We start from the raw sequence: 17,523 nt of genomic DNA, 5'->3' as shown, positions 1-17,523 counted from the left end.
GAGCGGCGCATTCCGACCCGCAGACTGCCGGGCGGACGGAGTCACGAACTCTCTTACGCGTACTGAGTCCAGGGAACGGGTCAGATGGCCTGCTCCGAGAAGACCTGCGGACTCGAAAGGCACATTCTTCGGACCACAACCGTTTCATTGACGATGGTGGCAGTATCGAACTCGACAACCTCCAGGTTGACGATTTCGATGTCTGTCGCATCTCCAATGAATACACGGCACCGACGACCGATGACCGATGACCGAGCCGGGTGCAATAACTAACGAGCAGCAACGCTCCCAGACCTGAAGAGTACCGGCCGGATCTATTTCAGAAACAGCTGCGATTTCTTGAGGAGTCCACCGTCCCGAAAGATGGCCTTCATATTCGAGGCATCGCTGTTCTTCCACACATACTGACGGTGCCCAACAGTCCCGGCCCCGGCTTCGCCAGCTCCCGCCTCAGACGGCGGTTCCTCTGAGATCCCCGGGTCGCCGATGATGTCGACCGCTTCCCGGTAGCTCATACCGGGCTGGACCTGCTCGAATTCCGCCAGTGTGACGATCGGCGGCACCTTCCCCGCTTCTTCGGGGTGCTGTACTTCGATGCCATTGATGATGCTCCCGACGACCACGATCCCAACCCCAAACAGGGCGGGGACGAGCAAGACCAGCGTCGCGCCCCAGAACACGATCTTCATCTCTTTGTCCATGGCGGATTCTCCTCTGACACATCTTTTACCTCATACGGGCTCGCGGCGGGAGTGCTGGCGGTTGGGCCCGCAGGTCCGGGCGTGATTTCGCTTCCGGGGCCCGCCCCCAGATCCCGCAGACCGGAGAGCCTTTCCCACCGGAGCCAGAGCCTTTCCTCAGCCTGTTAGACTGGGTTTTCGCCAAGCCAATCGTCAATGGAGCCAGCATGCGCAGCGAACTATGTGATCTGTTTGAAATCGACGTCCCGATCTTCGCCTTCACCCACTGTCGCGACGTCGTCGTCGAAGTGAGCAAGGCCGGTGGTTTCGGTGTGCTCGGAGCGGTGGGCTTTTCTCCCGCGCAGCTGGAGATCGAACTGCAGTGGATCGATGAACGGATCGGTGATCGGCCCTATGGCGTCGATACCATCATCCCCAACAAGTACGAAGGCGAGGGGGAGAAGGATCCGCACAAACTCGAAGCAGCCCTGCGTGCGGCGATCCCGCAAGGGCATCGCGACTTCTCGGACAGAGTGCTGGCGGACCACGGAGTTCCCGCGTTTCCAGAAGACGAGAAGGGGCGCGAACTACTCGGCTGGACTCATGCCACCGCACTACCGCAGGTAGAGATCGCCCTGGCGCACGAGAAGGTAAAACTGCTCGCCAACGCGCTCGGAACACCGCCGGCCGATGTCATCGAAGCGTGTCACGCCTCCGGGCGTAAGGTCGCGGCCCTGTGCGGAAGCGCTCATCAGGCACTTCGCCACAAGGAAGCCGGCGTCGACATCATCATCGCCCAGGGGTACGAGGGCGGCGGACACACCGGTGAAATCGCCAGCATGGTTCTTTGGCCGGAAGTGGTGCGGGCCGTTGCTCCGACACCCGTATTGGCCGCGGGCGGTATCGGATCCGGCGAGCAGATCGCAGCCGCATTGGCACTCGGAGCCGCGGGGACCTGGAGTGGATCGCTCTGGCTTACCGTCGAGGAAGCCGAGGGAGCGACGGCGCAGAAAGAGTCGTACCTGGCAGCCACCAGTCGCGATACCGTGCGCACGCGCTCGATTTCGGGCAAGCCGGCGCGCATTCTGCGAAACGCCTGGACCGAAGCCTGGGAACAACCGGATGCCCCCGAGACTCTCCCGATGCCTCTTCAGGGGATGGTGTCCATCGACATGATGCGACGCACGATGCGCTACCCCGACAAATCGCAAGATGTCGCTTTCAACCCTGCGGGCCAGGTGATCGGAATGCTCAACCAGGCGAGTTCGGTGCGCTCCGTGATGGTCGATCTGATCGAAGGATATTGCGCGGCCGTGGAACGCCTTCAGAAAATGACGCCTTAGTCTTCAGATCACCCGCCGTCAGGCGAGTCGAATCTGGAGAGATCGACTCCGTGAGAGAGGAACGAATCATGAGCGAAGAAAGCCATCTGCTCGTCGACGAAGACGACGGTGTTCTAACGCTGACGATGAACCGACCCGCGGCGCGGAATTCCCTGAGCCCGCAAATGCTGGTCAAGCTCGCCCACGCCTGGTATGAGTTCCGCGATACCAAGCATCTGCGCGTGGCAATCTTGACGGGTATGGGCGACCAGGACTTCTGCGCCGGTGGGGACCTCAAGATCACCATGCCTTTGATGACGGGAGCACGACAACCCGAAGATGATTGGGACCACCAACTGGTGTCGGGTGGGCGTTTGTTCACGGACGCGATCCTACGCGGATTCGAGTGTTACAAACCGATCATCGCCGCGGTCAACGGCAATGCACTCGGCGGCGGAACCGAAATGACCAACGCCTGCGATCTGCGTGTAGCAAGCGACAATGCGCTGTTCGGCACCCCCGAAGCCAAGGTGGGGCTTCTGCCGGGTGGCGGATCGATCAGCCGACTTCCGCGACAGATTCCCTACGCGAAAGCCATGGAGATGCTCCTGGTCGGAGGCATGTTCAGCGCACAGGAAGCGCTCGAGATGGGCTTGCTCAACTACGTCGTTCCCCTAGAGCAATTGATCCCCAAGGCGCGCGATCTCGCGGATCGGCTCGCACAGAACGGACCGCTTGCGGTGCAGAAGATCAAGGAAGGCGTGCTGCGATCGAGCGGTCTACCACTCGATCAGGCTTACAAGATCGAGAACGAGGTCTCGGCCGCGGTCTTGTCGTCGAAGGACGCCCGGGAAGGTCCTCGCGCATTCAAGGAAAAGCGAAAACCCGAGTTCACTGGCGAGTGAGCCGACTCTGACACGCCACAGTAGGAGATGCGCCTGATCGCCCGAGAAGAGTGAATCCAGGGGATCGCCGAGAGGTCGACGACCTGGGCCGGTTCGCGCTCGGCGGCATTCGCAGTCCCGGCGGGAGAGAGTTCGTGTACTCAGCAGTCGTTTCAGAAACCACAGGCAGAACCGCGACAGGCGGTTTCCGGGTTCAATCGACGTGACGGGCGTGGTGAAAGTGCTGACGCACGTTCCGGTTGGGCTCCTCTCAAAGGTGACCGGAGCCTTTCCTGAAGTCGAACTGATCCCGGTGCCGACACGCGGGGCGCCGCCTCCGGAAGTGGAAGGCGAAATACTGCTGACTCAAGCCTGGGGTAGCCCGAACCTGGCGGAGATCGTCGAGCGCGGTGTGCGCTGGATTCACGCCTACGGAACTGGCGTCAATGCATTCCCTTTCAACGCTCTCGGAGACCGCGTGCTGACGTGCTCGCGCGGCGCTAGCGCCATTCCCATTGCCGAGTGGGTGCTCGCGGTGATGCTCGCTGCCGAAAAGGAACTACCCCAGAGATGGATTCGCGAACCGACGAAATGGAATACCGCCTTCCTCGGTGGTCTGTACGGAAAGACGCTGGGACTGATCGGTTTCGGTGGAATTGGACAGGCCGTCGCCACCCGAGCAATCGCTTTCGGAATGGAAGTGCTCGCCGTGCGCAGAAGCGAATCTCCGAGCCCCATCGCCGGTGTTCACTTGACGAATAGCCTCGATGATGTGCTCACAGCCGCCGATCACCTGGTGGTCGCGGCACCGGCGACGTCGGAGACCCGCGGTCTGCTCGACGACGCGGCCTTTGCGCACATGAAGGCGGGTGTGCATCTCGTGAACGTCGCCCGCGGGGAGATCATCGATCAAGAAGCGCTGAGTCGCGCACTCAAGAGTGAAGTCGTGGGACTGGCCTCCCTCGACGTCGTCGATCCCGAGCCCTTGCCCGAGGGCCATTGGCTCTACGCACATCCCAGAGTGCGGCTCAGCCCGCATATTTCCTGGAGCATGCCCGGCGCGCTCGACCTCCTGATCGAACCGTTCGTCGAGAACCTGCACCGCTACCAGGTCGGTAAACCACTGATGAATTCCGTCGATCCGGAACTCGGATACTGAGCTGCGCAGCGGGAAGCGCTCTCGTTCAAACCGTCTCCGCATCGGGTTGGCTCGCAAGATCTCGCGAAATCGTATCCGATGGGCGACGAACCGGATGGAGTGGCCATTGCGAACACCGTCCAACTCTTTCTCGCGGCGATGATCTTCGATGACGTCTTCAAGGTCTTCCAGCCCAACCTGATGGAGCGCGATACTCCGCCCTCGGAATACGCCAGGCGTCACCTGAAGTTCGCGCCTTTCCCCGGCGAGCCGCTCGGTTGGATCAGCGAGCAGGTTGGCCCGGATCTCATGGTCTGTGCGTCGGACTATCCCCACCCGGAAGGGACATCCGATCCGATCGGCAAGTTCGAAAAGTCGATGCCCGGCTGCAACCAGGATGACCTGGACAAGTTCTACTACAAGAACATGGAAGACGTCCTCGGAATGAAGCTCGCCAGTCCGTAGGTATCCGCTGCATGAACGGGGAGCCTCTATTGAGGTGCCCCGGTCTATTGCAGCGGTGATCCTGCAACGATCGGAAGCTCCACCCAGCCGGCCAGGCCTTCGCCGAGCAGTAGGCTCTGTCGCGCGGTTTTCGCGTCCTTGTGCTGCGACCAGATGCCCGCCCGGTTGGGGTGTGCGTGGTACTTCGGGAAATCCGACGAAGAGACATCGAGCCGCAACCTTGAACCGGCGGGGACCACCCACTCGATTGGCCAGAAGGGGATGCGCACTTCGACGGACTCGCCCGGTTCGTAGGCTTGCGGATAGGCTGCCCCGTTGCGCAGCGCCAGGCTGGTTATGCCGTCGCGGATGTTGACCGCTCGACCATCGTCGAAGACCTCGACGAGCTTGGCAGTGAACGCGGTGTCTGCTGCGTCCGAAGCCACCGTGAGCGCAACCTGCACACGCCCGGCCAGGTGCAGCGGTTCTGTCAGCGCATCGGTCTGGAACGAAAGTACATCGGGCCTGGCGCAGATGCTCCCCTGCCAGACGTTCGCGGCGGGCGTCCCGCCGAATCCCGGCAAGATGAAGGCAAGCATGCCGCTGCCACCTCGCGTGGGAACCGGGTGATCTGGATCGTAGACGAACTGCACTCGCTCGGCGATGGAGCTTGGCGCATCGCTCAGTCGGCCTCCGCCACAACTCGCCGATTTCTTCGCTGCAGAGAGATGAAGCTTCATGGCGCGGCTCTTCGGCGGCCAGGTCGAGCGGTTCACCCAGCGGTTTTCGCGCATCACATAGGTTGCGACGCCAGGTGGTTCATCGAGGGGTTCACCGCGTAGATGATGTCCCAACCAGTCGAGAACCGGAATCCATTGGAGCAGACCCCCTCCCGCATTCGGCGTTTCAAGAGCATCTCCACCGGAGCCCCGATGAGTCCAGGGTCCGATGATGAAACGACTCTGGCTCTGGCTCGCCAGGCGTTCCCAGTCGCCGAACTGGGGACCGAAGAAGACGTCGTACCAGCCGCCGACCATCAGGATTGGAATGCCGAGTCTCTCGGGCGCGGACAGCAGTCGTCGATTGTCTTTCCTCCGCCATAGAGCGGCGTCGGGAAAGGGACTTCCGGTCCACTCGCGATACCAGGGAAGCCTGGTCCCGAAGAACAACTCGTCCACCTCGAGATGCGGACGGTGACGGATCGCCCGCTGGTACTGCTCACCCGCACTCTCGCCGCCCATGCCGCGCTGGGCCATGATGGCGGCCCACGCGGTGTAGGTCTCGTGGCGAAACATGCCTCCTTCGTACTGGCTGGCGTAGTTGTTTGTGGTGAAGACCGACGGGACGAAGGTCTTTACTTCAGGCGGAAGGGATACCGACGCTGCCGCCCATTGCACCGCCGCGAGATAGGACGGACCCAACATCCCGATGTTCCCGTCCACAAAAGGCTGTTTCGCCAACCAATGAAGCGTTTCGCTTCCATCGACGCCCTCGTTGACCACGGGCTCCCATTCGCCCTCGGATCCGCCCTGCCCCCGAACGTCCTGGTAGACGCAGGCGTACCCGTAGCGCACCAGGCGCTCGCACCAGGTGACGACGACCGGCATGAACTGATCATAAGGATTGCGAATCAGGATGGTTGGCCAGGGTCCGCTACCGGCGGGTTCATAGACCGTGGTCGCCAGAGAGATTCCGTCCGGCATCTGCACCCGATGGTCGGTCTGAACTCCACCGGAGTGTGTGAAAGGAGGAAGTTCTTCGTAACGACGGAGCAGTTCGTGGCGAGCGAGATAGGTGGCCCCCGCACCGGCGAGCAGCAACAAGATCAAACAACCGAGAGTGATCAGGATGCGGCGGAGAACTAGCAATCCGATTCCAGTGTTTCCAGATCCTGCTCGCGATTCAAATTTCGAAACGAGCGCAGTTCGGGATCGACTGCGCGCAGGTCCGACTCCGGAACCAGGAGCGTGTCGCTATCGCGCAAGAGGGCCATCAATTGCAGTTCCTTCGCGGCGATGCGCCGTTCGATCTCAGGTAGCAGGCGCGGCTTGTAGATGGCCAGCAGCGGCTCGGGGCCACGCGGCCCTTCGGGCGCGACGATTGCAGCACCATCATCGCTGGCGGTCACGAGTCCGAGCAGCGAGAACACCAGGCGCGGATCGATCAACGGCATGTCACAGGCACAGACCAGTACCGCCGAGGCCTCACACGCCGACAGTGCGGCGTGGATTCCGATCAGGGGCGCGCGAATCTCGTCGCGGTCTTCGATCCAGGGCAAGTCGGTGGGCACTTCACTCCCGGGGCGCCCCACCAGACGGACTCGTTCGACACACTCACCCAGAACCGATGCCACGTGCTCCACGAGCGGTCGGCCGCGAAACGGCAGCGAGGCTTTGTCCCGGCCCATGCGTGTGGACTGTCCGCCAACGAGCACGGCCGCTTCTACATGTGCGAGTTTCAAAATCCGGGCTCACTCCGAAGCTCGGGGCTGCAGATGCGTTGCACCGGAACGCGCGTGCCAGCTACAACCTCGGTCAATTCACCGGGAACGATCGCGAAACCGTCCGCGTGCACCATCGACAGCAGTAGATTGGATCCCTGCTCACGTGTCGGAGTCGCACGCAACTCGCTCGCATCTCGCTCCAGGGTCACGCGTACGAAGTGCAACCGGCCAGCGGGCTTCGTGTAGGTCTCGGTCAAGATCGCACTCTCGACGGGTCGATAGATCTCGCGTCGACCCGCCATCTTCAACAGCGATGGCCGGACGAATTGCTCAAACGCGACGAGTGTCGATACCGGATTTCCCGGGAGCCCGAAGACCGGCGTTTCGTCCAACATCACGAAGGCGAGCGGGGCACCGGGCTTCATATTGACGCGCCACAGGCGCATCTGACCGCCGAGTCCGGCCAACACCTGCTTGATCCAGTCGCGATCGCCGACCGAAACACCGCCTGTCGAGATCACCGCATCACAACGCAGTGCTTGCCGAAAACGATTCTCGATCTCTTCGGGTTCGTCCGGTGAAATGCCCAGGTAGATCGCTTCCATACCGATCTCGCGCACCGCGGCTTGTAGGGTGTACGAGTTGGAACTGGCGATGCGGCCATCGGACACCAGACGATCGGGCTCGACCAGCTCATCCCCCGTGGCCAGGATTGCGACGCGCGGTAGCGAGCACACGCGCACCGTCGTGCGGCCGATCGCGGCCATCATGCCCACGTGCGGAGTTCGCAGTAGATCTCCCACTTCGGCGATCCGAGTGCCGGGGCGAACGTCGGCACCGGCGGGGCGAATGTGCTGGCCGCGCGTGACGGGCTGCTGGATCACGACCCGATCGCCGCTGGCCTCGGCATACTCGACCATGACCACCGAATCGACACCCTCGGGAATCGCCGCCCCCGTCATGATGCGCGCGGCTTCACCGGGTCCGATTTTCTGCTGAGAGCGCTTGCCCGCGGGAAGCTCCTCGACCACGTGAAGTTCCGTCGGAACGCTCGTCACGTCCTCTGCGCGCAACGCGAAGCCATCCATGGCCGAGTTATCATGCGGGGGAATCTCCTCGGTCGAGAGCAGCTCCTCGCGCAGGACGCGGCCTTGGGCGGCCTGGATACCCACCGTCTCGGAGCCCAGAGGATCGACGGAATTCAGAATCAAATCACGGGCTTCGGCGACCGTGACCGAGGTCCTCTCCGGCTCGATCGAGGCGTGCGCGGCTCTCGCGGGCTCAGTTCTCGGCTTGGGCATCTGGTCTCCTGAGTCAATATTGCCTAACTACTAGGCATCCCGGCCAATCCCCCCGTAGGCCGGGCCCCGGATCCGCAGACCCGGAATCCGGTGCGAAGTTCCGGGTAGGAGAACACAAGATGCACCGCGCTCGCCGGAAATCCCAGAGCGTCCGGAGTCGGCGGCCATGAGTGCCGATTTAGCACGACTCGATGCAATCCTGGGATCGGTGTCGGTTGGGATTCTGGCGGTGGATTCCGACGGCCGGGTCGAACTCCAGAATCCCGAGGCCAGTCGCATCTTGGGCGTGTCGGCAGTCACCACGTTGGGACGGACTCTGGAGGAATGCCTGATCCGAACGCATCCGGCCGTGAGCCTGATCCGACAGGCCCTCGAAGAAGACCGGGAACTCTCCGAACACGCGATCGGAATCCCCTCGCGATTAGGCGGTGAGGAGTTGCTGGTCGATCTCTCGGTGTCGCCGGTCGGTGTCGGCCACGAAACTGCGGGCGCAGTGCTCTCCCTTCACGACCGCACGATCGGACTCGAACTCGAAGACCTGATCGACCAGCACGCACGCTCGGAACTCTTTGCACAACTGGCCGCGGGCATCGCACACGAACTCCGCAATCCGCTTGGAGGCATCCGCGGATCGGCGGAACTGCTGATCGGAAAACTCGAAGACCGGGCGCTACTGCGCTTCCCGGAGTTGATTCGCGACGAAACCGACCGCATGCGGCGCCTGCTCGACGACCTGGCGGAACTCACGCATAGCGGTGATCTGAACCTGCGCCCCACGAACCTGCACCGGGTCATGGACGATCTGATCGATCTACAGGCTCCGTCCGAAGGCTGGGAAACAATCGAAGTCCAGCGCGAGTACGACGTGAGCATTCCCGACATCGAACTGGATTCTGACCGCTTCACGCAGGTAGTCCTGAACCTCGTGCGAAACGCGGTGCAGGCCATGGGCGGGAAGGGCCGGCTCACGCTGCGTACACGCGTCGACGCCAGCTATCAGGTTTCACGCGACCAGCCGACGCCCGTTCGCATGGTGCGAGTGGAGGTGGAAGACACGGGCTCGGGAATACCGCCCGAGGACCTGCCGCATATCTTCACGCCGTTCTTCACTCAGCGCGTCAGCGGTTCGGGACTCGGCCTGGCCATCGCGCAACACTGGACGGTGCGGCACGGAGGACGCATCCAGGTATCGAGCAACCTCGGTGAAGGGACGCGCATGCGTGTCTATCTACCCCTTTCCATTTCGAGGTCGGCATGAGCCGAATTCTGATCGCCGACGATGAGAGCTCGATCCGCTTCGTCTTGCGCGAGTTTCTGGAAGTCGATCACGAGATCGTCGAGGCGGAAGACGGTGAACGCGCGCGGGAACTCTTGCTGTCGGACAAGTTCGACATGGCCTTCCTCGACATCCGCATGCCGGGTGCATCCGGGCTCGATCTGCTCGACGAAGTGCAGGCCCGCGGGAACTCCGGCCCACTGATCGTGATCATCACCGCCCAGAACACCTTCGACAACGCGATCGAGGCGATGAAGCGCGGGGCCTTTGACTACCTGACCAAGCCCTTCGACCTGAAGGAAGTCGATGCCCTGGTGGAAAAGGCGCGGCAACTACACAGCTTGCGCGGCGAGGTCGCGGAACTGCGGCGGAAGGTGGGCGACGCATTCCGAGGCGGCGAAGTCCTGGTGGGCGAGAGTCCGGCGATGCTCGAGACCTTCAAGACGATCGGGCGCGTCGCGATGAGCGATGCCGCGGTGCTGGTCCTGGGCGAGAGCGGTACCGGCAAGGAACTGGTCGCGCGCGCGATCCACTATCACAGCCGACGACGCGAAGGGAACTTCGTAGCGGTCAATATGTCGGCCTTGCCGTCAGAACTGATCGAAGCCGAGTTGTTCGGCCACGAAAAGGGCGCCTTCACCGGCGCAGTCGAATCCCGAACAGGACGCTTCCGCGAGGCCGAAGGTGGAACGCTCTTGCTCGATGAGATCGGCGATCTTCCCCCGGCGCTCCAGGCCAAGCTTTTGCGCGTGCTCCAGGAAAAGGAAGTCACTCCACTGGGCAGCAAGCGTTCGGTACCCATCGACGTTCGCATCCTGGCGGCGACTCATCAGGACCTGGAAAAACTGGTCGAGCAGAAGCGTTTTCGCGAGGATCTCTACTTCCGGCTCAACGTTGTTCCCATTCGCATTGCACCGCTTCGCGAGCGTCGAAAAGACGTCCCGGTGCTCGCTCAACATTTCATCGAACGCTTCTCCGACGAACTCGGCGTGCCACAGCGCTGGCCGACTGAAGCCGCCATCAACCAGTTGCAGGACCACAGTTGGCCCGGAAACGTGCGCGAGTTGGAGAATGTGATCAAGCGCGCCCTGGTACTCTCTTCGGGTGATGTGCTCACACCCGAAGACATTGCGCACGCAACCGAAGTTTCGCGTACGACCTCGACGGATTGGACACAACTGGCGAGGCGCGAGTTTGCCGAGGCACTCGATGAACTGGGGGACACCGAAGAGACCGGTCCGTACTGGAGCTTCGTGGAGCGATTGGAGCGCTCTGTGATCAGCGAGGCATTCGAACGATCTGGCGGCAACCAGATCCAGGCAGCTCGCCTGCTCGGAATCAATCGCAACACCCTGCGCAAGAAGATCGGCGAGCTCGGAATCGAAGGTACTTCGCAGGAATCGGCGGAGTGAACTCGAAGCACGTGCAGCGCGTTCGGGGCATCTACCCGCTCGCGGACGACGACCCGCGCTGGCCGCACGATGTGCGGGCCCAGGTAGAGGCAATGCTGGAAGGCGGTGCCAGCGTAATCCAGTTGCGCCTCAAGCACACCGATGACGGCGAGGCGCTCGAACTGGCGGCTTGGGCAGCCGGCCGCGCGACTGAAGCCGGCGCGCTATTGATCATCAACGATCGCTTCGACCTCGCCGATCTCTCCGGCGCCCACGGCGTGCACCTGGGTCACGACGATCTTCCGCCAGAACGCGTCCCCAAGTCCATCCGCGAGAAACTGATCGTCGGGCTTTCAACTCATACACTGGAACAGGTCGAAGCGAGTCGCACCCGACCGATCGACTACGTGGCGTTTGGACCGGTTTTCGGCACCCGGTCAAAGGACTCGGAGTACGCCGCGCGCGGACTCGCGCTGCTCAGCGAGGCCGTGACCCTTGCCGTGCATCCACTGGTGGCGATCGGCGGTATCGACGCGCAGAATCTCGCCGGGGTGTGCGAGGCGGGAGCAAGTGCGGCTGCGCTGATCTCGGCGATCACGGCCGCTGAAGATCCCTTCCAGGCGACGCGTTACCTTGTAGAAGGCTTCGAGTCCGCCCACTCAAAGGCTCGAAAAGAATCCCCCCAAGAAAGGACCTGAACTCGTGGAACGCGCCACTGGTTTGCTGGGGATTGCTGTCCTGATTGGAATCGCGTGGGCGGTTTCGACTGATCGCCGCAGCATCGCCTGGCGGCCCGTACTGATCGCACTCGGTCTTCAACTCGTCATTGCGCTGGCCATTCTGCGCACGCCCTGGGGTGCGAGCTTCTTCGAGGCCATCAACCAGGCCGCAGCGGCGTTCATTTCGGCAGCCGACGTCGGTATCGATTTCCTTTTCGGCCGTTGGCCCGCCGAGGTGATGGGAAGCGACGGCGCCCCGGTCCGACTGCCTTTCGTATTCGCGATCCGCGCACTTCCGATCATCATCTTCCTGAGCAGCGTGTTCTCCGTGCTCCACCATTTCGGCGTGCTTCAGCGCGTGGTCGGCTGGCTCGCACGCGGCATGCGACGCGGTCTGAACATCAGCGGTGCGGAATCGCTCGCTGTAATCGCAAACGTATTCCTGGGCATGACGGAAGCGCCGCTCATGATCCGACCCTATGTCGAGTCACTCACCCGCAGCGAGCTCTTCTGCGTGATGACGGCAGGTCTGGCAACAGTCGCCGGGACGGTGCTCTTCGCGTATATGGGAATGGTGGGGCCGGAATTCGCGGGACATCTCGTTGCTGCGAGCTTTATGTCCGCGCCAGCAGCCGTGGCCATTGCCAAGATCATGCTTCCGGAATCCGGCGTCCCGGCGACCCTGGGCGGAGCCGAGATCAGCAATGAACGCACGACGGTCAACTCAATCGACGCCGCGGCCAGCGGAGCCGCGATCGGGATGCAGCTCGCTCTGAACATCGGCGCCATGCTCCTGGCCTTCGTCGCGCTGGTCTACCTGCTCAACTCCGGCCTGATCTGGGCGGGCGGGCTCGTAGGCATCGAAGATCTGAGTTTCGAACGCATTCTGGGATTCGTACTCGCGCCGCTCGCCTTTGTTCTGGGCGTTCCATGGCAGGACTGCCAGAGCGTCGGACGAATGCTTGGAGTCAAGACCGTGCTCAACGAGTTCCTCGCCTATCAAATGCTTTCGGACCTGAAGACGACCCTCGATCCGCGCTCGATCGTGATCGCGAGCTACGCGCTATGCGGTTTCGCCAATTTCGGTTCGCTCGCAGTGCTGATCGGAGGACTCGGCGGCATCGCTCCCAGCCGACGCAGCGACATCGCGCACGACGGCATGCGGGCTCTGGTTGCGGGATCCCTGGCGACCTTCCTGACCGGAGCCATCGCAGGCATCGTTCTCTAGGCACCTGTTCTGATCGACGGGAACATCCTGCGGGAACCGGAACAACTAGCATCCTCCCGCGATCGCCGGGAAGATCTCGATCTCGGCTGAAACGGGAAGTACCGTATCGGAGTGATCAGGCAGATGACGCGCGCTGCGCCCGTCGATGAAAACGTGGACGCGCCGGGACAACTCACTGCACTCGTCGAGCATCAGCGCGCCGAGTTCGGGCCAGCGGGTCGTCATCTCCTGTACGAGATCGCGGACCCTGGCGCCTTCTTCCAATGAGATGTCGATTGCGGTCCCGCCCACGATCTCACGAAGTGTGGCATAGACCCTGACGCGCACGGTCCGTTCCATCTCGATCAGGGTATCTGAAGACGCTCGAGCACGGCCTGCGGAACCACTCCGTCTATCCAGCCCCGCTCTCGGTAGTACTCTTCCAGCATGGGCTCCAGCTCGCAGACCTGCCCCTTGGATCCGCCGGAGTCCGACGGCTCCTGGAGGAAGCGCGCCGGAAGCGTATCCGACCCGGCGCCGAACCCGGCCAGGTTGTTGTAGTGGCGCTCGAGGTTGTAGATCCGTTCGCCCGCCTCCATCACATCGTCTGCGGACATGGGCTTTCCCATCGCGACCGAATATTGCTCGGCGTATTCCTGTGCGCCTTGCGCGAAAGTGCTGAACTTGCACAGGTCCAGACTGTCACCGAAGGCTTGCAGATCCTGGAAGGTCTTGAGCAGCGCTCCCTTGCCACGCCACTCCAGGGGATCGGCCTCGATCGGCACCACGCCGAGCTCCGCTGCTGCGACATAACCTCGTAGATGACAGGCTCCGCGATTGCTCGTGGCATAGGCGAGCCCCATCCCCTTCAGACCGCGGGGATCGTAGGCGGGAACCGCCTGCCCCTTCGCAACCATCGCGATCTCCGGATGGCCGAGTTTCTCGGCCGCGCGCGCCGGCCCCTCGGCCAGCAGGTCCCCTATCCCTTCTCGAGCGGCGATGGAAGCGGTCATCTCGACCATTCCGGAGAAATCACCCCACTCGAGCCGCTCTTCCGCTACCCAGCCGCGCTCACTGGCCTCCATGTAGACCGACAGGGCGTGGCCCAGCTCGATGGGATCCATGCCCAGATCGTTGCACTGGTCGATGAGCTTGGCGATGGAACCGAGATCATCGTTGGCGCAGTTTGCACCCAGGGACCAGGCGTTTTCGTACTCGACACTCTCCATCTTCAAACCCTTCCACGGCCCCTCTTTGACCTCGACCTCCTTCTTGCACGCCACCGGGCAGGCGTGGCAGGTCGGATTGCCCGAGAGGATCGTCTCTGCCACGCGCTCACCACTGATGGCCTCGGCACGATCGCCAAAGGACGTGCTCTGGCTATTGCGGGTTCCCAGAGCGCCCATGCTATTGGTGATGTTCGTGATGACGTTGGTTCCGTAGACAGAGAGTCCGCCCTTTTTGGGACTCGTTATGTTCGCTTCGTCTCGAATCCGATCCAGAGCTCGATTCCGTACCTGCTTCCACCGTTGGGGATCGGACACGCTGCTCTTCTTGCGATTGGCGCGTATGACGATGGCTTTGAGATTCTTCACTCCGCCGACAGCACCCGTACCGCCCCGACCGAAAGCGCGATCGTCTTCATTCACCCAGGCCGCGAAACGACTCAGGTTCTCACCCGCTGGCCCGATCGCGTTGACGGAGACGTCCTTGCCTCCGTGACGCTCCGTGAGAAGATTCACCGTTTCGTGAATACCCAACCCCCAGAGTTCGCCGGCATCGTGAAAAGAGATCCCGCCGTCCTCCACCAGTATGTAAGTAGGCGTAGCGGCAGCTCCTTCGAAGACGAGGCCGTCGAAACCGGCCCAGCGCAAGCGCGCTCCAGCCCAGCCACCCTGGTGACTATCGGTCACGGTCCCCGTCAGGGGAGATCGGGTCACGCAAGCCCAACGGCCGCTCATGCTCGTCTCGCTGCCCGTCAGCGGACCGGTCAGGAAACACAAGAGATTTTCGGCGGAAAGCGGCTCGACCCCGCAACCGTTCTCGAGCACATAACGCACCCCGAGCCCACGCCCCCCCACGTACTTCTCGACCCAATCCCCGGGAGCCGGCTTCATGGCCCAGCTCCAATTCACGAGATCAATATGGGCGATCGCCTCACCAAAGAGGTCGAGTTGCATGAGACTTCTCCTTCTTGCTCGAGCCAGTACCGGGAGTCTAGCGCGGCGGTTCTCCCCCCAGGGCCTGAGGAATCCGCTGGACTGTCTCGTCCCGGGCTGCGACCGAACTGACCCTTGGAGTTCCCCTCAGAAATGCCCTTCGATTTGAGCAGCCATCGCGAGGGGCACCTGTTGACTCGTAGGGCACTATACTGTCCACCTACTCGCTGACCCGTGCGGAGACTAACGCTGGCCAAAATCCATCGATTGAATCTGTCCTGCTGGGCCTTGCTTTCCTTCTTGCTAGTGCCGGCCGCTCAGGCGCAGCAGGTGGAGAACGAGGCGCCGCGCGTTCTGGTCCTCAACTCCTACCATCCCCAGTACGAGTGGACTGCGCGCCTGGTCAACGGGGTTCGCGAGGGCCTGAGTGACACCGTGCTCGAAGAACACATCCACATCGAGTACATGGACGAACGGCGCTTCGTCGATGACAGGGTGTACGAGGAAAAGCTCACGGAGACGCTCCGTCACAAGGCCGCCCGGTACCCACCGTCGGTGATCATCGCGAGCGACGATGGCGCGTTTCGCTATCTGCTGCGCAATCGTGACAATCTCTACCCTGGCACACCCGTCGTCTTCTGCGGGGTCAATGTCTTTGATCCCGAGACACTCGATGGGCATAGCGGATATACAGGGATCCTCGAAGGGATGGAGATCGCGGGGAACGTCCGCATGATCAGGGGCGTCCAACCCGCGGTTCGCCGGATCATCATGCTGGCGGACAAGACTTCTTTCGGAGCGCGTATGGGAACGCGCGCCCGGGAAGTCATCCGGGAGTTCACCGAGCAAACTTCTGGCCCGGACCTGCGACTGGAACTCTGGGACGACTTCACCCTCGACGAGCTCTACCGGGATGTCGCCAAGCTGGAACCGGACACCGCCCTGCTGCTGCTAGCCATTCACGAGGACAACGCCGGAAACTACTTCTCCTTCGCCGAGCAACTGCCGATTCTCTCCGAAGCAAGTACCGTCCCGGTCTACGGAATGTGGGGCGCACTCCTTTTGGGGCAGGGCATCCTGGGCGGAAGATTGAACGACCCGGAGTTGCACGGCAAGAACACGGCGGCCCTGGCTAAACGAGTGCTGGCAGGTGAACGAGCGGATGACATCCCGATCGTAGCGAAATCCGTCTACAAGCCTTTCTTCGACTTCCGCCAGATGAGCCGATTCGGAGTCCGCGAGGGCAATCTGCCGGTGGGAAGCAGTATCGAGTTTGGTCCCGTCAGCTTCTACACGCAGAATCGGTACCTGGTCTGGGCGACGCTCGGAATAGGCTTCATGCTCGTGTCCATCATCACACTGCTGCTGGCCAACATCAGGCGCCGCAAAAAGGCGGAGGCCGAGCGAAAGGCGCTGGCCGAGCAACTCAGGCAGTCTCAGAAGATGGAGGCCCTCGGGCGTCTCGCCGGAGGTGTCGCCCACGACTTCAACAATCTCCTGACTGTAATCCTGGGCAATGCAGAACTGATCATCGGGGAGACGGACCTATCAAAAGGCTCCCAAGCTGAGATTCTCGAAGAGATCCAGACGGCCGGAACTCGCGCGGCCGCCCTGACACGGCAACTGCTTGCCTTCAGCCGCAAGCAAATCGTGAAACCCATCGTGGTCGACCTGAACAGCGTCGTCGGCAGTATGGAAAGGCTGTTGCACCGACTGATTCGCGAAGATGTCCAGCTGATGGTCCGGCCGAACCCCACACCGTACTTGGTTCGTGCCGACACGAACCAACTCGAGCAGGTCATCATGAACCTTGTGGTCAATGCGGTCGATTCCATTCAGCAACAGGGTGCGATCACAATCCAGATCGATTCCGCGGCCGAGAACACCACGACCGAAGAGCGACGCCTCAGCCGCTTCGCGCGGCTGACGGTAAGCGATACCGGCACTGGCATGGAGCCCGCGACCAGAGCTCGCATCTTCGAACCGTTTTTCACCACCAAGCCAGTCGGAGAGGGAACGGGTCTTGGCCTGGCCACGGTTTATGGGACCGTGCAACAACTGGGTGGAGAGATTTCCGTACAGAGTGCCCAGGGTGAGGGATCGATATTCGAGGTACTCCTGCCCGAGGTCGAAGAAGAAACTCCCGCCAGGAAGACGGAGAATGGCCACAAGACACCGCACACGAGCCACACTGTCCTGCTATGCGAAGACGAGGTCCTGGTGCGTCGCGTTACCTCCAGGATGCTGCGAGATGCCGGTTACACGGTGATCGAGGCGGCATGCGGTGATGAGGCCATCGCTGTGGCGGCCGCCCACGCTGGGGACATCGACATCCTGGTTTCGGACCTCATCATGCCCGGAATGAATGGCTCCGAACTAGCGGGTACTCTGGTGTCGAGATACCCGAAGCTGCGCACGCTGTTCGTCTCCGGTTATGCATCGGACGTCAGCGATGCCCTTGGAGAGACCTTCGTCAACCTCGAGTACCTGCCCAAGCCATTCGACTCGAGGACACTGCTGCAACGGGTCAGAGCCATTCTGGATTCACCAGGATCCTGA

15 protein-coding genes are annotated in these 17,523 nt (G+C 62.0%); 9 read left to right on the top strand and 6 right to left on the bottom strand.

Going from position 1 to position 17,523, the window contains the following annotated elements:
- Positions 1–314: 314 nt before the first annotated feature.
- The gene (locus tag GY725_25905; protein ID MCP4007631.1) at positions 315–701 is read right to left on the bottom strand and encodes a hypothetical protein; all 387 of its coding nucleotides are present in this window, start codon (positions 699–701) and stop codon (positions 315–317) included.
- A gap of 206 nt (positions 702–907) precedes the next feature.
- On the opposite strand from GY725_25905, the gene GY725_25900 reads away from it, so the two are divergent.
- The 4 genes from GY725_25900 (at position 908) to GY725_25885 (ending at position 4,489) form a co-directional block, all read left to right on the top strand.
- Entirely contained in the window at positions 908–2,023 is a 1,116-nt protein-coding gene (locus tag GY725_25900; GenBank protein ID MCP4007630.1) for a nitronate monooxygenase, read from the top strand.
- A gap of 68 nt (positions 2,024–2,091) precedes the next feature.
- Positions 2,092–2,907, top strand: a complete 816-nt coding sequence (locus GY725_25895) for a crotonase/enoyl-CoA hydratase family protein (protein MCP4007629.1) — start codon at positions 2,092–2,094, stop codon at positions 2,905–2,907.
- A 214-nt stretch (positions 2,908–3,121) separates the two neighbouring features.
- Positions 3,122–4,045: a hypothetical protein gene (locus GY725_25890; protein MCP4007628.1), complete on the top strand. Its 924-nt coding sequence runs from the start codon at positions 3,122–3,124 to the stop codon at positions 4,043–4,045.
- A gap of 78 nt (positions 4,046–4,123) precedes the next feature.
- The gene (locus tag GY725_25885; GenBank protein ID MCP4007627.1) at positions 4,124–4,489 is read left to right on the top strand and encodes a hypothetical protein; all 366 of its coding nucleotides are present in this window, start codon (positions 4,124–4,126) and stop codon (positions 4,487–4,489) included.
- 44 nt (positions 4,490–4,533) lie between these two features.
- On the opposite strand, the gene GY725_25880 is transcribed toward GY725_25885, so the two are convergent.
- From GY725_25880 to GY725_25870, 3 genes are read right to left on the bottom strand one after another with little or no spacing between them, the layout of a single operon-like run.
- On the bottom strand, positions 4,534–6,336 hold the full coding sequence (locus tag GY725_25880; protein ID MCP4007626.1) for a CocE/NonD family hydrolase: 1,803 nt from the start codon (positions 6,334–6,336) through the stop codon (positions 4,534–4,536).
- Positions 6,330–6,929: a molybdenum cofactor guanylyltransferase gene (locus GY725_25875; GenBank protein ID MCP4007625.1), complete on the bottom strand. Its 600-nt coding sequence runs from the start codon at positions 6,927–6,929 to the stop codon at positions 6,330–6,332. Before GY725_25875 ends, GY725_25880 begins: the two co-directional genes overlap by 7 nt.
- Entirely contained in the window at positions 6,926–8,212 is a 1,287-nt protein-coding gene (locus tag GY725_25870) for a molybdopterin molybdotransferase MoeA (GenBank protein ID MCP4007624.1), read from the bottom strand. Before GY725_25870 ends, GY725_25875 begins: the two co-directional genes overlap by 4 nt.
- Before the next feature lie 166 nt (positions 8,213–8,378).
- Here GY725_25870 and GY725_25865 point away from each other — a divergent pair, with 166 nt between their 5' ends.
- From GY725_25865 to GY725_25850, 4 genes are read left to right on the top strand one after another with little or no spacing between them, the layout of a single operon-like run.
- Entirely contained in the window at positions 8,379–9,470 is a 1,092-nt protein-coding gene (locus GY725_25865) for a PAS domain-containing protein (GenBank protein MCP4007623.1), read from the top strand.
- Positions 9,467–10,900 (top strand): sigma-54-dependent Fis family transcriptional regulator, encoded by a 1,434-nt coding sequence (locus tag GY725_25860; GenBank protein ID MCP4007622.1) that lies wholly within the window; start codon positions 9,467–9,469, stop codon positions 10,898–10,900. The genes GY725_25865 and GY725_25860 overlap by 4 nt, the downstream gene beginning before the upstream one ends.
- On the top strand, positions 10,897–11,577 hold the full coding sequence (gene thiE / locus GY725_25855) for a thiamine phosphate synthase (GenBank protein MCP4007621.1): 681 nt from the start codon (positions 10,897–10,899) through the stop codon (positions 11,575–11,577). Before GY725_25860 ends, thiE begins: the two co-directional genes overlap by 4 nt.
- Before the next feature lie 4 nt (positions 11,578–11,581).
- Positions 11,582–12,826: a NupC/NupG family nucleoside CNT transporter gene (locus tag GY725_25850; GenBank protein MCP4007620.1), complete on the top strand. Its 1,245-nt coding sequence runs from the start codon at positions 11,582–11,584 to the stop codon at positions 12,824–12,826.
- 45 nt (positions 12,827–12,871) lie between these two features.
- Here GY725_25850 and GY725_25845 read toward each other — a convergent pair whose 3' ends face one another.
- Together GY725_25845 and GY725_25840 are read right to left on the bottom strand one after the other, a co-directional pair.
- Positions 12,872–13,153: a MoaD/ThiS family protein gene (locus GY725_25845; GenBank protein ID MCP4007619.1), complete on the bottom strand. Its 282-nt coding sequence runs from the start codon at positions 13,151–13,153 to the stop codon at positions 12,872–12,874.
- A 17-nt stretch (positions 13,154–13,170) separates the two neighbouring features.
- A complete protein-coding gene (locus GY725_25840; protein MCP4007618.1) occupies positions 13,171–14,985 on the bottom strand; it encodes an aldehyde ferredoxin oxidoreductase family protein in 1,815 nt (604 codons plus the stop codon).
- Between the two features lie 309 nt (positions 14,986–15,294).
- Between GY725_25840 and GY725_25835 the strand changes: the two genes are divergently transcribed.
- Positions 15,295–17,523 (top strand): response regulator, encoded by a 2,229-nt coding sequence (locus GY725_25835; protein ID MCP4007617.1) that lies wholly within the window; start codon positions 15,295–15,297, stop codon positions 17,521–17,523.

The sequence above is a fragment of the bacterium genome (genome assembly GCA_024226335.1).
In the GTDB taxonomy this organism is placed as follows: Bacteria; Myxococcota_A; UBA9160; order SZUA-336; family SZUA-336; genus JAAELY01.
This window is presented reverse-complemented; position numbering and strand designations above follow the sequence as displayed.